Source organism: Mycobacterium mantenii, from assembly GCF_010731775.1.
GTDB classification, from domain to species: domain Bacteria; phylum Actinomycetota; class Actinomycetes; order Mycobacteriales; family Mycobacteriaceae; genus Mycobacterium; species Mycobacterium mantenii.
In genome coordinates, this window is sequence record NZ_AP022590.1 from 4632911 (window position 1) to 4652744 (window position 19834).

Consider the following 19834-nt stretch of genomic DNA (forward strand, 5'->3'; position numbering starts at 1 on the left):
ATGGGCGCATTCACCGGCAAATGCGTCATCGTCACCGGGGCCGCGGGCGGAATCGGTACGGCGTTGAGTGAGCGATTCGCTACCGCCGGCGCGTCGCTCGTGCTGGCCGACACCAACGACGAGGGCCTGGCCAAACTGGCCGCCAAGCTCGAGGGTGATCACACCGCGCCGGTCATTACCAGCGTCGGTGACCTGAGCACCCGGGAAGCGGCCGAACAGATGGTGGCCCAGGCGGTCTCGGTGTTTGGTCGCCTCGATGTGCTGGTCAACAACGCCGGCGGCGGCGTCATCCGGCCGACGCTGCGCCACACCGAGGAAACCCTGCAGGCCACCATCAACCGCAACCTGTGGTCCGCGCTGCGGTCGACGCTGGCCGCGCTCCCGGTGATGCTCGAGGCCGGGAAGGGCCGGGTGATCTTCATCGGCGCCGATTCGGTGCGCAACGGCCTTGAGGACCATGCGATCTACAACGCCGCCAAAGGTGGCGTGCATGCGGTGGCCGGCAGCCTTTCCCGTGAGTTCGGTAAGCAGGGTGTCACTTTCAACGTGGTGGCGCCTCCAGCTGTCCGCTCGCCCGAATTTGAGCGGTTCCTGCGGGAACAGCCCGAACTGACCCAGCGGTTCCTGTCCCAGATCCCGATGGGCCGGCCTGCGGAGATGAGTGAGGTCGCCGCTCTCGTCGAGTTTCTCGCCGGCGACGAGGCGGGATTCATCAACGGCCAGGTGGTCGGCGTGAATGGAGGGTCGACGCTCGCGTGACCGTCAACGGATACAAGGATCTGGTCGTCGAAACCCCGGGTGTGGATTTTCGGGTCCATCGGTCGGTCTTTACCGACGAGGAACATCTGAAACGCGAACAGAAGACGATCTTCGCCAGTAAGTGGCTCTACGTCGGTCACGCCACCGAGGTGGCCCAGCCCGGTGACTTCGTCACGCGGACGGTGGTCGGCGAGCGGCTGATCATGTGCCGGGACAACAGCGGTGAGCTTCGGGTCTTCTTCAACACCTGCCGTCACCGTGGTGCGCTGGTCTGTCGCGAGCCTAAGGGAAATGCCGAGCGGTTCCGTTGCCTGTATCACGCGTGGACGTACAAGAATTCGGGCGAGTTGGTCGGTGTCGCCGAGCGCGCGTCGTTCCCGCCCAGTTTCGACCCCGCGAACTTCGGCTTGGATTCGCCCAGGTTTGAGGTGTACCGGGACTTCGTCTTCGCCACGTTCAACCGTGACGCCCGGCCGTTGCGCGACTACCTCGCTCCGGTGCTGCCGTACCTGGATTCCATCATCGATCAATCGCTGGCCGGGCAGATGGAAGTGGTTGAGGGAACACATATCTACCGGATGGGCGGTAACTGGAAGCTCATCGTTGAAAACAGTCTCGACGGCTACCACGGCATGGCCGTGCACAAGACGTATTTCGCCTACCTCAACAGCCGGGGTTACGACCTCAGCGGAGGCTTGGACGGAGTAGGCCTGAGCCTGGGCAACGGACACGTAATGATGCGCTACAAGGCGCCTTTCGGCCGGTCGGTTGCCAAACCCGCTCCGGTGATGAGCGAGCGGGCCCAGCAGCGGGTCCATACCATCGCAGCGGAACTGGTGGACAAGTTCGGCGAGGAGACCGCCCAACTTGTGGGGCAGACCTCCAAGAACATCTTGATCTATCCCAACCTTTTGATCATCGACGGCGCGTCGCTGCAATTGCGGGTGCTCGACCCGGTCGCCGTCGACCACACCGATGTCACGGCCTGGTGCTTGGCCCCCGTCGGCGAGGATTCCGAACTGCGCAAACACCGCATTCAGGGGTATCTGGAATTCCTCGGTCCGGGTGGTTTCGCGACGCCGGACGACAACGAGGTCATCGAAGCCTGCCAGGAAGCCTACGGACACGTGCGCGGCACGGAGTGGAACATCGTCTCCAAGGGAATAGGCAAGGACGTTCCGAGCATGACCGACGAAGAGCAGATACGTGGCTTTTGGCGGCAGTGGCAGACCGACGTTGTCGGCGTGGACGCGGCTGCGATGGCCGGAGCCGAGGAGTCATGACCAAGATGTTGTCTTCCCACCCGGCGACGGTTGACCGCGACACCGCATACGAAGTCGAATCGTTCCTCTATCACGAGGCCGAGTTACTGGATACTTGGAAGCTGCCGGAATGGCTAGAGCTGCTGACCGAGGACTGTTCATACCTCGTACCATCCACGGACGCAATCGATTCCACCACTCCTGACGAGACCGTCTTCATCATCGCCGATTCCTACCCTCAGATCGTGGGGCGGGTGGAACGCCTGGAAAGTGAGATGGCGTTCGTCGAGCGACCACGCTCACGCACCCGCCGGTTGATTACCAACGTGCGCGTCCACGACAACGCCGGGAATGGTTTCGAGGTGCGGTCGAACTTCGTCGTCTACCGGTATCGGCGCAGCGCATCACATCTGTTCACCGGTGAGTACCGCCATGTGCTGGTACGCGGGGCGGACGGCCGCTTCCGCATCCGGGAGCGCCGGGCCACGCTGGACTGCGAGGACCTCCGGCCGCAAGGAAAAGTCAGTTTCATTCTGTGAAGGCCCAAATCGATCGGCCAATCGGCCGCGGAGGTGAATCCTGGTGCGTGTAGCCAATTTCGGTGGCCGGTTGACATTGGTTGTCGAGGGCGATGGCATCGACGTCGAGAAGGCCAGCAACGGTCTGTTTTCAGCCGATCCGGCAGCCGTCTACGACCGGTGGACGGAGTTTCGGCGCTGGGCCTCCTCAGGGGTCGACTTTCCCGCCGAACCGATCGATGAGCAGAGCCTGGGAGCGCCGTCACCAAGGCCGCGCCAGGTTTTCTCGATCGGCGCAAATTATCCGGACCACGCCGAAGAGGCCGATTTCACCCTGCCTGAGGTGATGGAGGTCTTCTCGAAGTTCCCTTCCTCGATCGCCGGGCCGAACGCCGACGTTCCGCTCCCCAAGGACACGGTGGACTGGGAAGCCGAACTCGTCGTCGTCATCGGGACAGCAGCGCATCGCGTGGCGAAGAAGGACGCCTGGGATCACATCGCCGGAGTGATGGCGGGCCAAGACTATTCGGAACGGGAGCGGCAGATGGCCGCCAGCCAGTGGGGTCTGGCAAAGTCGTACCCGGCTTTCGGTCCGACCGGACCGTGGCTCGTGACACCGGATGAACTACCCAACCCAGACGATGCTGGCATCACCTGCTGGGTCAACGGTGAGCAAGTGCAACACGCGCGCACATCGCGGATGATCTATTCGGTACCGGACATTGTCGCCGAATTATCGCTTTACTGCACGCTTTATCCCGGCGATCTGATCTTTACCGGGACCATGGCCGGCGTCGGTTTCATCCGTAAACCGCCCCGCTATCTGGCACCGGGCGACATTGTCGAGACCGAAGTCGAGGGAGTCGGACGGATGCGCAACCAGATGTTGCCTGGCGGGGCCCGCTAGATGCCGGGAACGAGGGTGATGCGCCGCTGGCACGACGAGGCGCAGGCGCAGAAATACCGGGACGCTGGTATCTGGAGTGACCAAACCCTGCCAGAGATGTTCGACGAGCACGTTGCAGCACATCCCGAGAAGCTGGCTGTGATCGACGGCGAAGTCCGATGGACCTACGGCGAATTGGCGGATCTCACGCAACGCGGCGCCCAACTTCTGCTGGATCTGGGCGTCCGTCCCGGTGACCCGGTGGCCGCCCAGCTACCCACCTGCGCTCTGCTGCCGGTGATCAACCTCGCGGCGAACCGCATCGGTGCCTACATGGTCGCGATGCCCACCCGGTGGCGCCGGGCCGAAGTGGGGTCACTGCTCGCCACGATCGGTGCGGAGGTGCTGATCAGTGTCGAGTCCGACAGGGATATCGACGTTCGGGCACTGCACGAGGAGCTGCGCCCCACACTGCCGGATCTGCGTGAAGTGCTGTACGCGCGAACAGGTTCGGTGGGCTCGTTCGAATCGCGCGTGCGGGCCGCCGAGCCGATCAATCCCCGGACCGCACGCGGGCTGCGGTGCGACCCGGATCAGCCGGCGCATGTGATGTGCTCGTCGGGAACCACCGGTGTGCCGAAGGCCTCGCTGTGGAGCGCCAACGACATGATCGCCTTCCTCGTTCATCAGACGGCGCCAGCGCTCAAACTGACATCCGATGACGTGGCCGGCGCAATCGCGCCCGCCGGACAGGGCTCCACCGGCTATGTCTTTCCGATTCTGATGCCGCTGCTCACCGGTGCCACAAGTGTCATGTTGGAGCATTGGAAGCCGCAGCCCGCGCTGGATCTCATTGTGCGCGAACGGGTCACGTACGCCACCGCCATCCCGACCCAGTTGGTCATGATGCTCGACCTCGACCTGGAGTCCGCGGACCTGTCGGCCTTCACCCGCTTCAACAACGCTGGCGCTCCTTTGCCCCCACGGGTCGCCGAAGAGATCGAGCGGCGGATGGGCTGCGTTGTGCAGAATGTGTACGGCACCACCGATGGCGGTGTGCCCACGATGACCACGGTCCACGATTCTGAGTGGGCGCGATGGAATACCGTTGGAAAGATCTGTGCGGGTGAGGAGCTTGAACTGCGGGCTCCGGACGGGACTTTGGTAATACCGGGGGATACCGGTGAGGTGTTTTGGCGTGGTGCCAACAACACGTGGGGCTATCTGAATCAAGCCGACTACGACAAGGCGAACTGGGACACCGACGGCTGGTATCGCTCTGGGGATCTGGGCTGCGTGCAGGACGGCTACCTGCGCATCGTGGGGCGGGCTAAGGACATGATCCTAAGGGGCGGCATGAACATCTTTCCGTTTGAGGTGGAGACCGTGCTGATCAAGCATCCCGCCGTCGCTGCGGTCGCGATCATCCCGGTCCCAGACGATCGGCTGGGTGAGCGGGCCTGCGCCGTCGTCGTGCCGGCAGGTGAACCTCCAACGCTAAATGACCTTACGGCTTTCCTTGACGCGCAGGGCCTCGCCAAATTCAAGTTCCCCGAACAGCTTGTCTTGGTTGACGAGCTTCCCACCAACCCGGGTGGGAAAGTGGACAAAGGCCGGCTGCACCAACTGGTCGCCGCGCAAACCCAACCTGCTTAACCGGCTGATTCGTCAACAGTGGATTCCATCTCAGGAAGGGTGCCGGCGAGCCGCATCCCGTATCTCGCTGCCGCCGAAGCGCCGGAGGCGATTGCCAAGCGGCTGGCGGCTCTTCCCGATCTCACGCTGGACGACCAACTGCGCGAACTGGCGATTCTGCGGGTCGCGTATCTGACACCGGGCGCAGAATACGAATGGGTTCAGCACGAGGCGATCGCCCGGGAGATCGGTGTTGAGCCGGCGCGGATCGCCGCGGCGCGATACGAAGCTGTAACGGAATCCGATGACGCGCTGGTGTTGGCCTTCACCGAGCAGGTGGTTCTGCGCGCGCCGCCCGACGACGAAACGTTCACGGCCTGCGCGGCGCGCTTCAGCAGCCGAGAGATTGTGGAACTCATCCTGGTCATCGGTCAGTACATGATGCTGGGCCGCCTGATGGCGACCGCACGGATAGACATCGATCTCCCAACACATCTGGACCGGCTGGTCCCCAAACCGAAAGGCCCACATGGTTGACTACGAAGACATCATCTACGACGTGACTGACCGCGTCGCGACTGTAACTATCAATCGGCCGAAGTCGCTCAACGCATTCACGCGAACGACATTGCTTGAGATGGTCGAGGCGATCTCGAAGGCCGGCGCTGATCCGCAAGTCGGTGTCATCGTTATCACGGGAACAGGCGAGCGCGCCTTTTGTGCCGGCGGCGATGTCAACTCGGAGGCCGACGGAGCTTTGGAGAATCGCGGCGAGGAAGATCGCGGCCTCGAGAACTACGTCAAGGATGTGTATGCCGCGATTCGGCAGAGCCTGAAACCCACGATCGCCCGGGTCAACGGCTACGCGATCGGCGGCGGAAACCACATGGCCTACTTCTGTGACTTCACCATTGCCTCGGAAGCAGCGATATTCGGCCAGAACGGACCGCGCGTGGCAAGCCCGGCCCAGGGCTGGATCGTCTCGTATCTTGTTCGGGTATTGGGCGCCAAGCGCGCCAGAGAGATGTGGTTTCTGTGCCGTCGGTACACGGCGGCTCAGGCCCTGGACTGGGGTCTGGTGAACGCGGTGGTCCCCGCGGCTGATCTCGATACCGAAGTTCGTCGGTGGGCAGACGAACTGCTTTCGATGAGTCCCACTGTGCTCAAACTGCTCAAGATGTCGTTCGACGAGGAGTACGCGCCGATGCGGGATTATCAGGAGAAGGATTACCTGCCCATCGTCAAGCCGGATTTCTTCGCCAGCGGTGAGCAGGCCGAGGGGGCCAGCGCTTTCCTCGAGAAGCGCAGCCCGAATTTCGACGTCTGGCGCTGAGCACTAGGACGGGGAGGGAGCCACATAGTAGAGCTGATTGAGAGCATCGCACCCGATGACCCGGGCGGCCATTACCACTGCAAGCGGCGCGAGATCGCCATCGTCATCGACCTATCCGCGTCGGTGCGACTATGGCTCGAACGGACCGGCCCTAGCATGTTCGACTCGCGGAATTCAGCGCAGATGACGTGACAAAACTAACCTAGTAACCTATGTTTGTGGTTGCGGATCCAGTCAGAATCGACGATGAATGACGGATAGATGCAGAAACCGATGACCGGTGTGCGCGTGCTCGAAGTCGCGCAATTCACCTTCGTGCCTACCGCCGGTGCGGTCCTCGCCGACTGGGGCGCCGACGTCATCAAGATCGAGAACCCGGTTACCGGAGATGCACAACGGGGGCTCGTCACGGTCGCCGGTCGCTCCGCCACCACACCGGGAGTCTCGTTCTCGCCCACGATCGAGGCCCCCAACCGCGGTAAGCGCAGTGTCGGACTGTCCTTGGCGTTGAAACAGACTCGGCCGGTGTTCGAGGAACTCGTCCGGCGCAGCGACGTCTTCCTGACCAACTTGCTGCCCCAGGCGCGGGCGAAATTGCGGATCGACCTTGATGAGGTACGGCGTATCAATCCGTCGATCGTCTACGTCGCGGGCAGCGGATTCGGGAGCGAAGGTCCCGACCGCGAGACGGGAGCGCACGACGCGACGGCGTTCTGGGCGCGCGCAGGCAACGCCGACGGAGTCACGCCGACGGAATCCGAGGTGCCGACGGGCATGCCGGCGGGCGCATTCGGCGACAACATCGGTGGCATCACCATCGCGGGCGCGGTAGCCGCCGCCCTCTACGGCAGGCAAACGACTGGGCAGCCGTCGGTCATCGACGTCTCGCTGCTGGCGGTCGGGGCGTGGGCCAACCAGTCCAGCGTCAACCTTGCCATGCTCTACGGCTGTCCGCTGCCGAAGATCGACCAGCGGACGCAGGCGCCAGGCAATCCGCTCACCGGCGCCTACCGATGCTCGGACGGACGCTTCATACAGCTTTCGATGCTTCAGCCCACTCGCTATTGGACTCCCGTCTGCCGGCTCTTCGGACTCGAGGCGGCCGCCGTGGACGAGCGATTCGCCTCGCTCGAGTCGTTGGCGGCGCACGCCGATGAGGCCACCGCGCTGCTCGCCGACGCCATCGCATCGCGGACCTTCGGGGAGTGCACGCGGCTGCTGAGTCTGCTAAGGGGCCAGTGGTCTCCAGTGCAGGACGCCTGGGAAGTCGCCCATGACGAATCGCTGGTCGCCAACGGGCGCATCGCCGACGTCCGGGACGCTCAGGGAAATGAACAGCGGTTGGTGGCGAACCCGGTGAAGTTCGATGAGGCGGCCGCCCACCTGACCCGGGCGCCGATGTTCGCCGAACACACCGACGAGGTATTGCGGGAATTGGGCATCGGCGACCACGACCTGATCGAACTCAAGATCGAAGGTGCCATCACCTGAGCGCCGGTCAGGTCGACACTATTGACGGCGGTGGCGTGAATCCGGGGTTCGCCAATGCCGTTGCCATACCGCTGCCGATTGGCCCGGTTTCGTCGAACAGCGTCGCCACGCCGGTCGCGACGCCGGCGTGGCCGTAGTGCGTGACCGCGGCCAATCCGATGTAGACGCCCTCCGGCAAGCGACTGAGCGTGATCGTGTAGTCGGCGTTGATGAACTGCAGTCCCTCGGTGCCCCAATGGGTCAACGAACTGGTGACATCGCCGGCCATGACGGCGCGAGTGAAGGGCGACAGCGGCTCGTCGTCGACGAGAAACTTGGTCTCCCGCATCCACGCGAACTTCTGCCCGTAGTGTCGCCACTCTTTGACGCCGACACCCGGACTGCCCGCGACCGGGTCTCGGCCGAACGAGTGGAAGACCATCGGGACATCGGCCGCCAACACATCGGGCTCCGCCGGGACTGGGGGCATGGCGACCGGCGACGTCCACACCGTGTCCACGGCATGCTCGCTGCGGCGAAGGAACAATCCGCCGGCCCGGGCCACCATCACGTCGTTCTGCGTCATGACCGCGTCGACCAGTCGCAGCCGGCGGCCGTCGCGCACCACCGAAGAGTGCACCTGCAGGGGTTGCAACGCCACGGGCCTGAGCAGGTCGACCGTCAGCCGGGCGGGCTGAAGGTCGACATCGTCGACTTCTTGCTCGACCGCTCGCCCGAGTAACCCGCCGATGTAATTACCGCTGAGCGACGGACCCCACGGTCCTCTCGCCAAAAGGGTTGGAACATAGCCTTTTCCGTCGGTGACGAAGAAGCTCGTCGGCGCCGAGGCGGATGGATCCGCCGATGAATCTGTCATTGGACGCTCCCTCGCAGGCGGCATCGCTCGAGGAGGATCTGCGCCAGGCGTTCTGGATGGCTGAACATCACGTCGTGGCAGGCGTCGATGGGGATCACCCGTTGCACGCCGCCGAGCGCCGCGATGCTCGCGTGCTGGGAGCTCTGCGACAGGCACCGGTCTCGGGTGGTCAGCACCCAGGTGCGCGGCACGTCGCCGGGAAATCCGCTACGGTCCACCGGTTCTGCGGGAATTCGCGCCGCTTCGGTGTACAACCGCGACATCGCCAGCCGGCGCTGTTGCCTCGTCATGCCGTTGCAGAACGCGTACTGCGCGGCCACGCTTGGAACCTTGAACGGTCTGCCGCCTCGCGCGGCGAAGCGCGCGAAGGACGCGAGCGGACCGCCCAGGGTGTCGACGATCGCCTGTCCCTGGCGCGGGACGAACGCGCTGACGAGAACCATCTCGCGTACTCGGGCGGAGCCAAGTTTGGTGACGACGCCGGGGACTGTGACGCCGGCCATCGAGTGGCCGGCGATCACGATGTCGCCCAGACGTTCCCGCTCGATGTCGGCGACGACCGAATCTACCCACTCGCCGATAGTGGCGGTCGCCAAGTCGCCTGGCGTGCGGCCGCGGCCCGGTAGATCCACCGCGAGGGTGCGCAATTCCGGCTCTTCCCGTCGCAATTCGGCGACGACGAGGTCCCAGCAGTCACCGGCGTGTTCGCCGCCGTGGACGAGCACGAGGCCGGGCAGCGCCATCGTCGAGCCCTTCATTCGTCGATCAACTGGGAGCTCAGCATATCGATGTCGGTACGGAAGTCGCTGAAGCTCCGACTGGCCGGCTCAATGGTGATCCAAGTGACGCCCGCTTGGGCGTAAGCATCCAGCCGCGGTTGCACTGCGGCGCAGAATCTCTCGCAGTCACCGCTCGCGAGCAGGTCTGCTTCGAACGGGACGAAGGCGACGTCGGCGGTGCCGCGGCCCATCTCCGCCCGTCGCTTGTTCACCCTCGCCACCCAGTCGCCAAGCGTGTCGATGTCTTCGAGTGGGCGGGCGCGGGTGATCGCGGCCATCTCGCCCGACGCCGCCATCGGCATCCAGCCGTCGGCAACCTCCACGACGCGGCGTTGCGCGGCCGCGCCGTTGCCACCGATCCAGATCGGCGGACCGCCCGTCGTCAACGGCGGCGGCAACGCGACGTGACCGCTCACCCCGAACTCCGGCCCGTCGGGGTCGACGCCGGCCCAGGTTGCTTTCCACGCGGCGATCGCCTCGTCGAGTAGCGCGCCGCGGCGGTTGAAATCGGCGCCCAGCGCCTCGAACTCGGACTTCAGGTAGCCGGCCCCCGTACCCAGCGTGAAACGTCCGCCGGAGAGCAGATCGAAACTCGCGGCCGCTTTAGCCGTCAGATACGGGCTGCGATAACCCGATACCAGGATGTAGGTCATCAACCGGATCCGGGTGGTGGCGGCCGCCGCGAAGCTCAGTGACACGAACGGGTCAAAAGCGTGGTGCCCGCCGCGGGCCAACCAATCCCGGTCGGGATACGGGTGTTCGGACATCGAGAAGGCATCGAAGCCGGCGTCTTCCACCAATCGCGCGATATCGCCGATGCCTGCGCCCTCACACCACCGGTTCCAATGCTTGACGGCCCGCATCGGGAACATCAGGTTGTAGCGCACGTTGCTCCTCTTGTTGGTCCCCTTCGGTTCCATTGTCGCCGCGACTATCTCACCAACGATCGCGCGATGACTTCGCGCTGGACCTCGGTTGCGCCTTCGCCGAGTCGCTTGACCCGCAGGTCGCGAAACCATCGCTCCAGCGGCAGTTCGGTGGAGATTCCCAGTGCCCCGTGAATCTGGATGCAGCGGTCCAGAATTCGGTAGGCGGCCTCGGTGGCGAACATCTTGGCCACCGAGGCGTCTACCCGAACATCGCGGCCAAGGTCGGCGTTCCACGCGGCTTGGTAGATCAGCAGCCGGGCGGCCCGCAGGTCCACCTCACTGTCCGCCAGCATCCACTTGATGCCCTGCTTGTCGGCCAGCTTGCCCCCGAACACAACCCGGTCCCTTGCCCATTGGCAGGTCATGTCCAGCGCGCACTGCGCGATCCCGATCGGGCCGGCGGCATACACGATGCGTCCGTGCACGAGGAACTCGTTTGCCAGCGAAAAGCCCTGTCCCTCGGCGCCGATCAGTCGATCCGCGGGTATCCGCACATTGTCGAAGTGCAACTCGTACGGCGCAAAAGACGCCATCACGGGGATACGGCTGAACATGACTCCGGGGGTGTTCTTCCCCAGAATGAAGGCCGAGATGCCTTGGCGCCCCTCGCCGGTGCGGGCATAAATCACGCCCCAGTCGGCATCGAGGGCATGCGAGATCCACATCTTCGAGCCGTTGAGTACATAGCAGCCGCCGTCACGCGTTGCCTTGAGGTTGATCGCGCGCGCCGGATCCGACCCGCCGGACGCCTCGGTGATCGCGGTGTACGCCTTGGACATGGTGCCGTCGATGATGGGCTTGGCGTACCTGTCGAACTGCTCGGGCGATGCCTTGAACATGATGTTGGGCGGGTTGCCGCCGAACGCGCCGAGCGCCGGAAAGAAGGCTCCCATCCGGCATTTCGCGGCCTCCTCGGCGACCACCACTTGGCCGAGGACACTGAGCCCAGCGCCGCCGTACTCCTCGGGTGTCTGCAGCGCCCATAGCCCGAGCGCTCTGGCTCTGGCCTGCAGCTCGACGAGCTGCTCGCGGGGTAACCCGACCGTATCGTGGTCGAGCTTCTCCTCGAGGGGATGCACGTGGGCATCCATGAACCGCCGCACGGTGTCGCGCAGCATCACCAGCTCTTCCGGCAGCTCCCATGCACCGGAATGTTCTTCAGGCATCAGACTCTCGCTGCCGCCCGCAGGTCGCGCGCGCTCTGCAACTGCGGCTCATGGTTGGCCTCGTACTGCTCGATCCATTCGTGTGGCAACTTGCCCCACGCCTCACCGATCCGCAGCCGCTGCTGCGAGCTGAACACCTCCGCTGCGACGACGTCGCCGACGAAGATGGTGTTTTCATCGTTGTCCAGCGATCCCGTGATGCGGCACTCGACGTAGCTGTGCGCGTCGAGCAGGATCGGGGCGCCTGTGACACCCGGCTTGGTGTGTAGCGTGGAAATCTTGTCACCATCGCGGCCTGAACTGCCGCCGAGGGTCATCAGGATCTCCATCGACTTGTCGATCTCCTCCGGGCCGGCCGACAGCATGTGCATCGCGAAGATGCCAGAGTTGACCAGCATGTCGTGCGACTTGTTGTACTTGGTCAGGCTGACGGTCGCGCGGGGCAGTTCGGGCACGATGCTGGCCGAGCCGGCCGACAGCGATATCAGCCCATTGCCGAAACCGCCGTCGATCGTGGTGACTGCCACCGGAAATGGCCGCAGTCCGGCCAGCACCTTGTCGGCGGCCGCGAGATCCAACGTCATGTGAATTGCCCTTCTCGATTGGATTCAGCTCAGCCGAGCGTGAATGGGTCGCGGGTGTCGCCGGAGAGCTCCACCCACACCGCCTTGGTCTCGGTGAAGTCTTTGACGGCGTCGATACCGTTCTCCCGCCCGATGCCGCTGTGGCCGGTCCCGCCGAACGGAACATGGGGCGCTACAACACGATAGGCGTTGACCCAGACGGTGCCGGCCCGAAGCTTGGCGGCCACACGGTGTGCGCGGTGCACGTCCTTGGTCCACACCGCAGCGGCCAAGCCGAACTCAGTGCCGTTGGCGGCGGCAACCGCTTCGTCCTCGTCGGCGAAGGTCATCACCGCCAACACGGGTCCGAAGATCTCCTCGGCGACGGCACGCATCGAGGGGTCGACATCGGTCAGCACGGTCGGCTTGACGAAGTAGCCACCCAGGTCGGTGGCAGGCTCGCCGCCATGGGCGATCGTCGCACCCTGCTCCCGCGCGGAAGCGAAGTGCGACAGCACCTTCTCGTACTGCGGCTGATTGGAGACCGGGCCCATCTCGGTCGTCGGGTCCTTCGGGTCACCCAGTTTGATGGTCGCCGCCCTCGCGACGATCTTGTCCACCAGCGCGTCGGCGACGCTCTCGTGCACCAACAGCCGCGAGCCCGCCAGACACGTTTGGCCGGTGGCGGCGAACACACCGGCGATCACCCCATTGGCTGCGGCGTCGAGGTCGGCATCGGCGAACACCACCTGCGCCGACTTGCCGCCGAGTTCGAGGGAGAACCGGGTCATGTTGTCGATCGCAGCTTTGCCCACCTGAATGCCGGTGGCCGTCGACCCGGTGAACGCGATCTTGTCGACGCCGGGGTGCGACGCCAGCGCGGCACCCGCCTCCGGACCCCAGCCGGTCACGACGTTGATGACGCCCGGCGGAAAACCGGCCTCGGCAAACAGCTTTGCGAACGCCAGCGTCGATGTGGGGGTGTGGTCGCTGGGCTTGACGACGAACGTGCAACCGGCGGCCAGCCCGGCGGCCAACTTCCAGGTCAACAACAACAGCGGAGAGTTCCAGGGTGTGATCGCGCCGACCACGCCCACGGGTTCGTGGCGGGTGTAGACGAAGTAGTTGGGCTTATCCACCGGTATGACGTCGCCTTGCAGCTTGTCGGCCAGCCCGCCGTAGTAGGAGTAGTAGTCCGGCAGCGACCGCATCTGGCCGACCATCTCGCGAACCAGCTTGCCGCCGTCACGCACCTCGAGTTCGGCGAGCTGCTCGGCCTCGCGCGCGATGATCTCGCCGAGGCGAAGCAGCAGCTTGCCGCGGGCGGTCGCGGTGAGCGCACCCCACGGGCCATTGAGTGCGGCACGGGCGGCGGAGACAGCGCGATCCACATCAGCGGCCCCACCGTCGGGCACGCGCGCCCAGGGCCGGCCAGTGAACGGGTCGATGCTGTCGTAGGTCGAACCTGATGCGGCGGGCGATGATTCGCCCCCGATCAGCAGGTCGAAATCGACTAAATGGTCGATCACTATGTCGGTCATCGCCTCCTCCTCATCGTGTTCGAGGTTTCTTCTTGTTGTTCAACGAGTCCGGCTTGGCGCCGGCATTGCCGAGGTCGGTGAAGAATTTGCCGTGGCGGGCGGCGACGCTGGGGGTCAAATCACGGGCCTCCCACATCGCGCGCACGGTTCCCTGGACACCATTGGGTCTGCGCGCGGCGATTTCAGCGGCCAGTTCGAAGGCGCGCACGCGCAATTGATCATCCGGGACCACCTCGGTCACGAGTCCGATTCGCAAGGCGGTCTGGGCGCTCATCCGCTCTTCGCTGCCTAGCAAGGCCCAGCGCATCACCTCGCCGTAGGGTACGCCGAGGGCCAGCATGCCCATCGGTTCGAGCGCCGAGACGATGCCCGCATTGGCATGCGGGTCGAAGAACGTAGCCGTCTCACTGCAGATCGAGAAGTCGCACTCGTTAACGAAGTACATGGCGCCACCGGCCACGATGCCGTGCAGTGCCGCGATCACCGGCTTCCACACTTTGTGCGCTTTCGGCCCCAGTAATTCGCCCGGATCTTCCTGGTTAAAGATCGGCTTGTGCGTCCACCAGGTGCCCTCGGATACGTCGATGCCAGTGCAGAAGGCGCGGTCGCCGTTGGCGCACAACACCGCGACCCGGATGTCATCGTCATCGCGCACCCGAGCCCATGCCGTACCGAGGTCTGCGGCCATCTGTTCGGTGAAGCTGTTCATCTTCTCGGGCCGGTTGAGCGCCACGGTGGCGATGTGGTCGGTCACCTGAAATTCGATGGTGGCCAGGTCGGTCTGTTTCGTCACGGGCGCTCCTCGGTCGATGCGGTCGATACCGGCATCTTCGCACCCGACCCACTCACGTGGTTCACCTGGTTAGCGATCTCGCGTTTGAGGATCTTGCCTGCGGGGCCCAACGGGAACTCGCGCCGGAACACGAACCGGCGCGGCTGCTTGTAACCGGCCAGTTCCGCGCGACACAGCGCAGCCAGCTCGGCGGTCAATGCGTCCTCATCGGTGACGTGGGCCTTGGGAATCACGGCGGCAACCGGCGTCTCACCCCACTCAGGGTCAGGCACCCCGACCACCGCCACCATGTCTACGTCGCGATGCTGAGCGAGCACCCGCTCGATCTCAGCCGGATAGACATTGAACCCGCCGGAGATGATGAGATCGGTTTTGCGACCGGTGATATGGAGGTAGCCTTCCTCGTCGAGGTAGCCCAAGTCACCGCTGAGCAACCCATCAGGCCGGAACGTCTCCATTGTCTGCTCGGGCCGGTTCCAGTAGCCGATCGCGTTGGCAGGGCTGGTGATCACGATTTCGCCGACGTCGCCGGGTGGGGCATCGTTGCCATCGACGTCGACGACCCGGATCACGCACATCGGCGTTTCCTGCCCGCATGAGGTCGCAATCGAGGTTTTGCCGGCGACGATGTCGCGATGATCCTCGGGCGTGAGAATCGTTGCCTGTCCGCCGCATTCGGTGAGTCCATAACGCTGCTGCAGGTCGCAGCCGAGCAGGTCCATCGCTTTACGTGCCAAACCGGGCGGCACGGGGGCTGATCCGTAGGAGATGCGCCGCAGGCTCGACATGTCCCGCGGTGGTCCGTCTTCCAGGATCGCCAGCGTGCGGTGCAGCATCGTCGGGATGAACGTCGTGAAGGTGACGGCACTGCGTTCGATCTCGTCGATCACGGCCTGCGGGTCGAACCTCTGATGAATCACCATGGTCTGACCGAGATACAGCCATGACACCGTGCGGACCATGCCGCCTGCAGTGAAGAACGGGGTGGTGGCCAGCATGACGTCCGAGCGGTTGGCCTCCGTGACGAGATTCGTGTCAGCCGCCTGGTAGAGCAAGCCGCGGTGGGTATGCATCACGCCTTTGGCTCGACCGGTGGTGCCGCTGGTGTAGAGGATGAACGCGACGTCGTCCGGCGTGACGTCGCCGCGCTCAGCGCCGGGTTGCGCGCGCGACAGCGCCGTGTCGTAGTCGGTGACCAACTCGCTTGTGCTGTGCGCCGAGCTGGAGCCCACGCCTAATATCAGCCCCAGCTGGGTCAATTCGCCGAGAAACTTCTCCAGATGGTCGGCGTGGATAATCACCGCTCGTGCGCCGGAGTCGTCGCGCACGTGGGCGACCTCGTCGGGAGCCAACCGGATGTTCACCGGCACAGTGATCAGCCCGGCTTTTGCCAGACCGAATGAGATCTCCGGCCATTCAAGGCAATTGCGGGCGATCACCATGACCCGGTCGCCCGGCACCAGCCCCCGGCCGATCAGGAAGCCGGCGAGTCGACGGGCCCGGTCGTCGACCTGAGACCAGGTCAGCGTCCGGTCAGCGTCTATCAGTGCACGCTTGTCGGGGTAGCGGCGGGCGTTGTTGGTTGCGATGTCGCCGATGAGCATCAGATCAACAGGCCCTTCATATCAGGAAAGCAAGTGTCTCGACCGGTCCGCCCGCGTCGATCAGGTGTACGGTCTTGCGGACCAGCCTCGGGCCATCCGCCGACAAACGGATCGTGTGAATGACCCGGCCGGCCCAGAATCGTTGGCGCAGACGGTATTCGAACAGCGCAAAGTTGGATTCCACGGTGACGGTGTCGGCGCCGGCGTCCACCACCTCGCTGTTGGAGATGACGCGACGCATCACCGACGGCGGTGTCTGGGAGTGTCGGTTACCGGTGTTGAGCTGAGCCACCCGGCTTTTGATCCGTCGCCGGTTGTCGTTGATGTAGGCGAGCGTGGTGCGCGGGTCGTCGTCGGGGTGCATCGGGACGCGGTACTCGACCGTGTCGTCGTCATCGACCCACAGCGCCTCCCACTCCGAGTAGCGGCCCTCGTCGGCCAGTCGCGCCTCCAGGTATAGAAACGACAGGATCTCGGCGTCGGGCAGCGGACGCAGGGCGGGACGTGTCTGGGTGTGGGAGTTGACGGTCATGCTCCGGCCATTCCGCCGACGACCGCGGCCCAGTGCGAGTAGAAACCACGCTGCGGAGTCTCCGCGCTCTTGTCCCGATTGATGATGCCCGTCGAGTCATCGACATCGCTTTCCATACCGCGTGCCAGCATCAGCCACTCGGGCAGCTCGGCGGCAAGCCCGGCCTGGTTGCGCATGCCGATTTCGCCGTCGTCGGCGATCAGGAATCCCGCCGGGCCCATCGCCCCCTCCGAGCGGCGCAGCGTGCGTTCGTTCAACGCATCCTGACCGGGTATCAAAACCGCGGTGGTGTAGGCGATGGTGCGGTCGGGGGCCTGCGGCTCGACGAACATGACGTTCATCTCGGCCAGGAAGAGGTTGGGCCAGATCAATGTATGTGGTGGGCCGACGACCAGTGCGTCGTGCGCCTGCTCGGGACCGTACGCACCCTCGAGTGCCTGGACGTAGTCGGCGAGCTTGGTCCGTGGGATGCGCCCGTACCAGACGAATTCCTCGTCCAGCTTGCGGTATTCGTCGCTGTAGTCGATCTCGGAATGACCGTTGCCGAGGTCGCGGACCAGCACATCGACCTTGGTCGGAACGTGCGACACTTTGGCGGGTTTGATCGCGTCGTACACCGAGGCATGAGTGAACAATGCGTGGTAGCCGTCGACGTTGTTCTCCACCACCATCTTCCAGTTGGCATGGTGCAGGTGCTTCATCCAGTTGGCCCGCAAGTCGATCGTGCGGGTGGGGGACAGGTTCAGCAGCCGGTCGATGGCGCGTGTCGCCTTGCCGAGATGCTCAGTCAGGGACACGCCTTCAGAAGCGAGCGACGCGAAAATGAATCCGCCGTAGCTGTCCACGCGGGGCGCCTGGGCGAGGCCCAGTTCGGAGCGGACCTGGTTGAAAGCCTCGCCGTAACCTTCGCGCATCGGAACACCCTGCAACGCACCGGTATTGCTGAAGGTCCAGCCGTGATACGGGCACCGGAACGAGTTGGCGTTGCCCTTCTCGGCGTTGCACAGCTTGTTGGCCCGGTGGGTGCAGCGGTTGAGGACCACTCGGATGACACCGTCCTTGCCGCGCGCCACGACGACCGGGTCGTGTCCGATCATCCGGGTGAGGTAGTCACCCGGCTCGCTGACCTCGCTCTCATGCGCGACGTAGACCCATCCGGTCTTGAAGATGCTGTCCATTTCGCGGCGGAAGATCTCGGCGGACGTGTACACACTCCCGTGCACGCGGTCGGTGCGTATGACGGTCCCGACGTCGAAGTTGTCTGTCGCAGAAGCGGATTCAAGTGTTGTCACTGGTCCTCCAGGATGTCGATGGCCGGGATCGCGACGTCGCCGAGGTGGCGGAAACCGATGTGCACTGCTGTGCCGATGGGCGGTGCCGTGTCCGCGGGTTGGACGGTGGTCATCACCATTCGGTGTCCGCTCGACAGTTCGACGTCGACGATGGGGTAGGGTGCCACGCTGCGCACCAGGCCGGGCTCGCGCCGGTGCATGAGCGCCGCAGTATGTACTGTTCCGCGCGGATCGACTGTGCGCCAATCCCGTTCGCTGTGCCCGCAGCCGTCGCAGACCTGCTGGTCGAGCTCGAGTGGTAGCGCGCACGCCGCGCAGAACGGCACCGCGAGCTCGTTGCGTGCGGCCGCCCGGTACAGCGGCGCCAGCAAGTCGTCATCGGAAATGGGTGCCAGCGCACTGTCCAGCAGCCAGTCCTCGACCGCGGTGGCGGTCATGCGGCGCGCTCCAGCACCAGCGCCGCGTGGTGGTCCATCCGGCCGCCGATGCCGCCGACCAGCGCCACCGTGGCTCCCGGAACCTGACGCTGCCCGCCGCTGCCGCGCAGCTGAATCATCGCCTCCGCCAACGGCGTCATGCCCTGCAGATAAAACCCGGACAGCTGGCCACCGCCGGTATTGGTCGGCAGCCTGCCGCCCGGCCCGGTATGGCCGTCGCGCACGAACACCCCCGCGGGCACATCACCGGTGAGCCGGTATTCGTCGAGCAGCGCCAGGGTGACGATGGAGAACGGGTCGTACAGTTCGGCGACGTGCAGGTCCGATCGGACCATGCCGGCCTGGTCGAGCGCGTCCTGTACCGCGCGGGCACCGCCGCCGAACCACGACTCGGCTCCTGAGCGACGGCGCCGCACCGGATGCTCGCGCCCGGTGCCGCGAACCCGCAATCGGGTGCCGCCGGTCGAGGGCCGCCCGGTAAGGACGACGGCGACCGCGCCGTTCACCGGCCGCGCGCAGTCCAGCAGCCGAAGCGGTTCGGCGATCATCGGGGAAGCGTCATAGGCGGCGTCGTCGAGCGGCTCTCGGTTGACCGCGTCGGGATTGCCGCGCGCCCAACCCCTTGCGGTGGTGGCCACCGAACGCAGCGCGTCGGCACTGGTGCCGGTTACATGCAGCCAGCGCTGGGTGAGCAGCGCATACGTCGGCACCGAGCCGAGCAGCCCTGAGGCCCGCTCCAGCCCGCGCACCCCGACGTTGCCGCCGCTGTGTGCGTAGGTCGATCCTGCGCCGCGGCCGGCCGCCAGGGGTGCGTCGGCGAACACGCACAGCACGGTCGCGGCCTCACCGGTGACGATCGCGTGGCGTGCGCGCTGGATCATGGCGATGGTCGTGGCGCCTTTGATCTCGACGTGCTCCAGCAGACGCAGGTCCGAGAAGCCGGCGGTGGCGGCGAATCCGACCCCCAGCCGGTCCGGCCGGACGCCCTGCGACGAGCCGACCAGGATCCCGTCGACGTCAGCGCGCCCGAGTCCGGCGTCGGACAGCGCGGCGGCGCTCGCCTGGACGGCCAGTTCGAGCGGTGTCGCGCCCGGCCGCAGGGACATCGCGGTCATGCCCAGGCCGACCAGGTCGGCATCGGCGGCGCTCACGGCTGCTCCGGTGGCCGGCGCTCGCCGCGATAGTTGCCCACCCGCACCCATTCTTCGCGGTCTTCGGGGGTGGCCAAGGTGAAGCTGGCCAACTCCAACGGGCACAAGAAGACCTGCTCGCCGCCCTCGAGGTCCTCGACGAGCAGGCGGGGGCCGTTGCCGTTGATGTCCAACGACAACCGCACGGCCGCGAACTCGTTGACCAGGTCGGCGAGGACGCGGCGTCCGGCCGGAGTGTTCACCTGCCCAGTATTACCGCATACAAGTGTCAGAATCAATGGAGGGAGACGCAACGCCCGCTTCCTTA

Annotated in this window: 21 protein-coding genes; 8 read left to right on the forward strand and 13 right to left on the reverse strand. The window is 65.0% G+C overall.

What is annotated here, in order from left to right; all coding sequences use genetic code 11:
• From G6N50_RS20980 to G6N50_RS21015, 8 genes are all read left to right on the forward strand, one after another.
• Positions 1 to 759, forward strand: coding sequence for an SDR family NAD(P)-dependent oxidoreductase (locus tag G6N50_RS20980; RefSeq protein ID WP_083094475.1), 759 nt, complete (start codon positions 1 to 3; stop codon positions 757 to 759).
• Positions 756 to 2042 (forward strand): aromatic ring-hydroxylating oxygenase subunit alpha, encoded by a 1287-nt coding sequence (locus tag G6N50_RS20985; RefSeq protein ID WP_083094474.1) that lies wholly within the window; start codon positions 756 to 758, stop codon positions 2040 to 2042. Before G6N50_RS20980 ends, G6N50_RS20985 begins: the two co-directional genes overlap by 4 nt.
• Positions 2039 to 2560 (forward strand): aromatic-ring-hydroxylating dioxygenase subunit beta, encoded by a 522-nt coding sequence (locus G6N50_RS20990; protein ID WP_197748033.1) that lies wholly within the window; start codon positions 2039 to 2041, stop codon positions 2558 to 2560. Before G6N50_RS20985 ends, G6N50_RS20990 begins: the two co-directional genes overlap by 4 nt.
• Before the next feature lie 43 nt (positions 2561 to 2603).
• A complete protein-coding gene (locus tag G6N50_RS20995; RefSeq protein WP_083094473.1) occupies positions 2604 to 3446 on the forward strand; it encodes a fumarylacetoacetate hydrolase family protein in 843 nt (280 codons plus the stop codon).
• Complete coding sequence (locus tag G6N50_RS21000) at positions 3447 to 5081, forward strand: AMP-binding protein (RefSeq protein ID WP_083094472.1); 1635 nt, start codon at positions 3447 to 3449, stop codon at positions 5079 to 5081. It begins immediately after the preceding gene.
• A gap of 39 nt (positions 5082 to 5120) precedes the next feature.
• Positions 5121 to 5597 carry a carboxymuconolactone decarboxylase family protein gene (locus G6N50_RS21005; RefSeq protein WP_232068808.1) on the forward strand — a complete coding sequence of 159 codons (477 nt, stop codon included), beginning with the start codon at positions 5121 to 5123 and terminating at the stop codon, positions 5595 to 5597.
• Entirely contained in the window at positions 5590 to 6393 is an 804-nt protein-coding gene (locus G6N50_RS21010; protein ID WP_083094470.1) for an enoyl-CoA hydratase-related protein, read from the forward strand. The genes G6N50_RS21005 and G6N50_RS21010 overlap by 8 nt, the downstream gene beginning before the upstream one ends.
• Before the next feature lie 261 nt (positions 6394 to 6654).
• Positions 6655 to 7884 (forward strand): CaiB/BaiF CoA transferase family protein, encoded by a 1230-nt coding sequence (locus G6N50_RS21015; protein ID WP_083094469.1) that lies wholly within the window; start codon positions 6655 to 6657, stop codon positions 7882 to 7884.
• A gap of 7 nt (positions 7885 to 7891) precedes the next feature.
• Here G6N50_RS21015 and G6N50_RS21020 read toward each other — a convergent pair whose 3' ends face one another.
• Genes G6N50_RS21020 through G6N50_RS21080 form a run of 13 tightly spaced genes read right to left on the reverse strand, consistent with a single transcriptional unit; the run spans position 7892 to position 19769 of the window.
• Positions 7892 to 8740, reverse strand: coding sequence for a thioesterase family protein (locus G6N50_RS21020; protein ID WP_083094468.1), 849 nt, complete (start codon positions 8738 to 8740; stop codon positions 7892 to 7894).
• Positions 8737 to 9483 (reverse strand): alpha/beta fold hydrolase, encoded by a 747-nt coding sequence (locus tag G6N50_RS21025; protein ID WP_083094577.1) that lies wholly within the window; start codon positions 9481 to 9483, stop codon positions 8737 to 8739. The genes G6N50_RS21020 and G6N50_RS21025 overlap by 4 nt, the downstream gene beginning before the upstream one ends.
• 11 nt (positions 9484 to 9494) lie before the next feature.
• A complete protein-coding gene (locus tag G6N50_RS21030) occupies positions 9495 to 10439 on the reverse strand; it encodes a TIGR03619 family F420-dependent LLM class oxidoreductase (RefSeq protein WP_179970042.1) in 945 nt (314 codons plus the stop codon).
• A gap of 11 nt (positions 10440 to 10450) precedes the next feature.
• Entirely contained in the window at positions 10451 to 11614 is a 1164-nt protein-coding gene (locus G6N50_RS21035) for an acyl-CoA dehydrogenase family protein (RefSeq protein WP_083094467.1), read from the reverse strand.
• Positions 11614 to 12198: a flavin reductase family protein gene (locus tag G6N50_RS21040; protein ID WP_083094466.1), complete on the reverse strand. Its 585-nt coding sequence runs from the start codon at positions 12196 to 12198 to the stop codon at positions 11614 to 11616. The genes G6N50_RS21035 and G6N50_RS21040 overlap by 1 nt, the downstream gene beginning before the upstream one ends.
• Before the next feature lie 29 nt (positions 12199 to 12227).
• A complete protein-coding gene (locus G6N50_RS21045; RefSeq protein ID WP_083094465.1) occupies positions 12228 to 13718 on the reverse strand; it encodes an aldehyde dehydrogenase in 1491 nt (496 codons plus the stop codon).
• Positions 13719 to 13728: 10 nt separating this feature from the next.
• A complete protein-coding gene (locus G6N50_RS21050) occupies positions 13729 to 14511 on the reverse strand; it encodes an enoyl-CoA hydratase/isomerase family protein (protein WP_083094464.1) in 783 nt (260 codons plus the stop codon).
• Positions 14508 to 16115, reverse strand: a complete 1608-nt coding sequence (locus G6N50_RS21055; protein ID WP_142275494.1) for a class I adenylate-forming enzyme family protein — start codon at positions 16113 to 16115, stop codon at positions 14508 to 14510. The genes G6N50_RS21050 and G6N50_RS21055 overlap by 4 nt, the downstream gene beginning before the upstream one ends.
• A gap of 16 nt (positions 16116 to 16131) precedes the next feature.
• Entirely contained in the window at positions 16132 to 16647 is a 516-nt protein-coding gene (locus G6N50_RS21060; protein WP_083094462.1) for an aromatic-ring-hydroxylating dioxygenase subunit beta, read from the reverse strand.
• A complete protein-coding gene (locus tag G6N50_RS21065) occupies positions 16644 to 17939 on the reverse strand; it encodes an aromatic ring-hydroxylating oxygenase subunit alpha (RefSeq protein ID WP_179970043.1) in 1296 nt (431 codons plus the stop codon). Before G6N50_RS21065 ends, G6N50_RS21060 begins: the two co-directional genes overlap by 4 nt.
• The gene (locus G6N50_RS21070) at positions 17936 to 18376 is read right to left on the reverse strand and encodes a Zn-ribbon domain-containing OB-fold protein (protein ID WP_083094461.1); all 441 of its coding nucleotides are present in this window, start codon (positions 18374 to 18376) and stop codon (positions 17936 to 17938) included. Before G6N50_RS21070 ends, G6N50_RS21065 begins: the two co-directional genes overlap by 4 nt.
• Positions 18373 to 19491 (reverse strand): thiolase family protein, encoded by a 1119-nt coding sequence (locus G6N50_RS21075; RefSeq protein ID WP_083094574.1) that lies wholly within the window; start codon positions 19489 to 19491, stop codon positions 18373 to 18375. The genes G6N50_RS21070 and G6N50_RS21075 overlap by 4 nt, the downstream gene beginning before the upstream one ends.
• 32 nt (positions 19492 to 19523) lie before the next feature.
• Complete coding sequence (locus G6N50_RS21080; protein ID WP_083094460.1) at positions 19524 to 19769, reverse strand: hypothetical protein; 246 nt, start codon at positions 19767 to 19769, stop codon at positions 19524 to 19526.
• Positions 19770 to 19834: the final 65 nt, after the last annotated feature.

What these genes read in the sequence shown, in the direction of transcription:
- G6N50_RS21055 (WP_142275494.1), bottom strand. Translation starts at nt 16,115, where the DNA reads ATGCTCATCGGCGACATCGCAACCAACAACGCCCGCCGCTACCCCGAC.
- G6N50_RS21000 (WP_083094472.1), top strand. Translation starts at nt 3,447, where the DNA reads ATGCCGGGAACGAGGGTGATGCGCCGCTGGCACGACGAGGCGCAGGCG.
- G6N50_RS21035 (WP_083094467.1), bottom strand. Translation starts at nt 11,614, where the DNA reads ATGCCTGAAGAACATTCCGGTGCATGGGAGCTGCCGGAAGAGCTGGTG.
- G6N50_RS21015 (WP_083094469.1), top strand. Translation starts at nt 6,655, where the DNA reads ATGCAGAAACCGATGACCGGTGTGCGCGTGCTCGAAGTCGCGCAATTC.
- G6N50_RS21030 (WP_179970042.1), bottom strand. Translation starts at nt 10,439, where the DNA reads ATGGAACCGAAGGGGACCAACAAGAGGAGCAACGTGCGCTACAACCTG.
- G6N50_RS21040 (WP_083094466.1), bottom strand. Translation starts at nt 12,198, where the DNA reads ATGACGTTGGATCTCGCGGCCGCCGACAAGGTGCTGGCCGGACTGCGG.
- G6N50_RS21070 (WP_083094461.1), bottom strand. Translation starts at nt 18,376, where the DNA reads ATGACCGCCACCGCGGTCGAGGACTGGCTGCTGGACAGTGCGCTGGCA.
- G6N50_RS21060 (WP_083094462.1), bottom strand. Translation starts at nt 16,647, where the DNA reads ATGACCGTCAACTCCCACACCCAGACACGTCCCGCCCTGCGTCCGCTG.
- G6N50_RS20980 (WP_083094475.1), top strand. Translation starts at nt 1, where the DNA reads ATGGGCGCATTCACCGGCAAATGCGTCATCGTCACCGGGGCCGCGGGC.
- G6N50_RS21025 (WP_083094577.1), bottom strand. Translation starts at nt 9,483, where the DNA reads ATGGCGCTGCCCGGCCTCGTGCTCGTCCACGGCGGCGAACACGCCGGT.
- G6N50_RS20990 (WP_197748033.1), top strand. Translation starts at nt 2,039, where the DNA reads ATGACCAAGATGTTGTCTTCCCACCCGGCGACGGTTGACCGCGACACC.
- G6N50_RS21045 (WP_083094465.1), bottom strand. Translation starts at nt 13,718, where the DNA reads ATGACCGACATAGTGATCGACCATTTAGTCGATTTCGACCTGCTGATC.
- G6N50_RS21075 (WP_083094574.1), bottom strand. Translation starts at nt 19,491, where the DNA reads ATGACCGCGATGTCCCTGCGGCCGGGCGCGACACCGCTCGAACTGGCC.
- G6N50_RS21020 (WP_083094468.1), bottom strand. Translation starts at nt 8,740, where the DNA reads ATGACAGATTCATCGGCGGATCCATCCGCCTCGGCGCCGACGAGCTTC.
- G6N50_RS21010 (WP_083094470.1), top strand. Translation starts at nt 5,590, where the DNA reads ATGGTTGACTACGAAGACATCATCTACGACGTGACTGACCGCGTCGCG.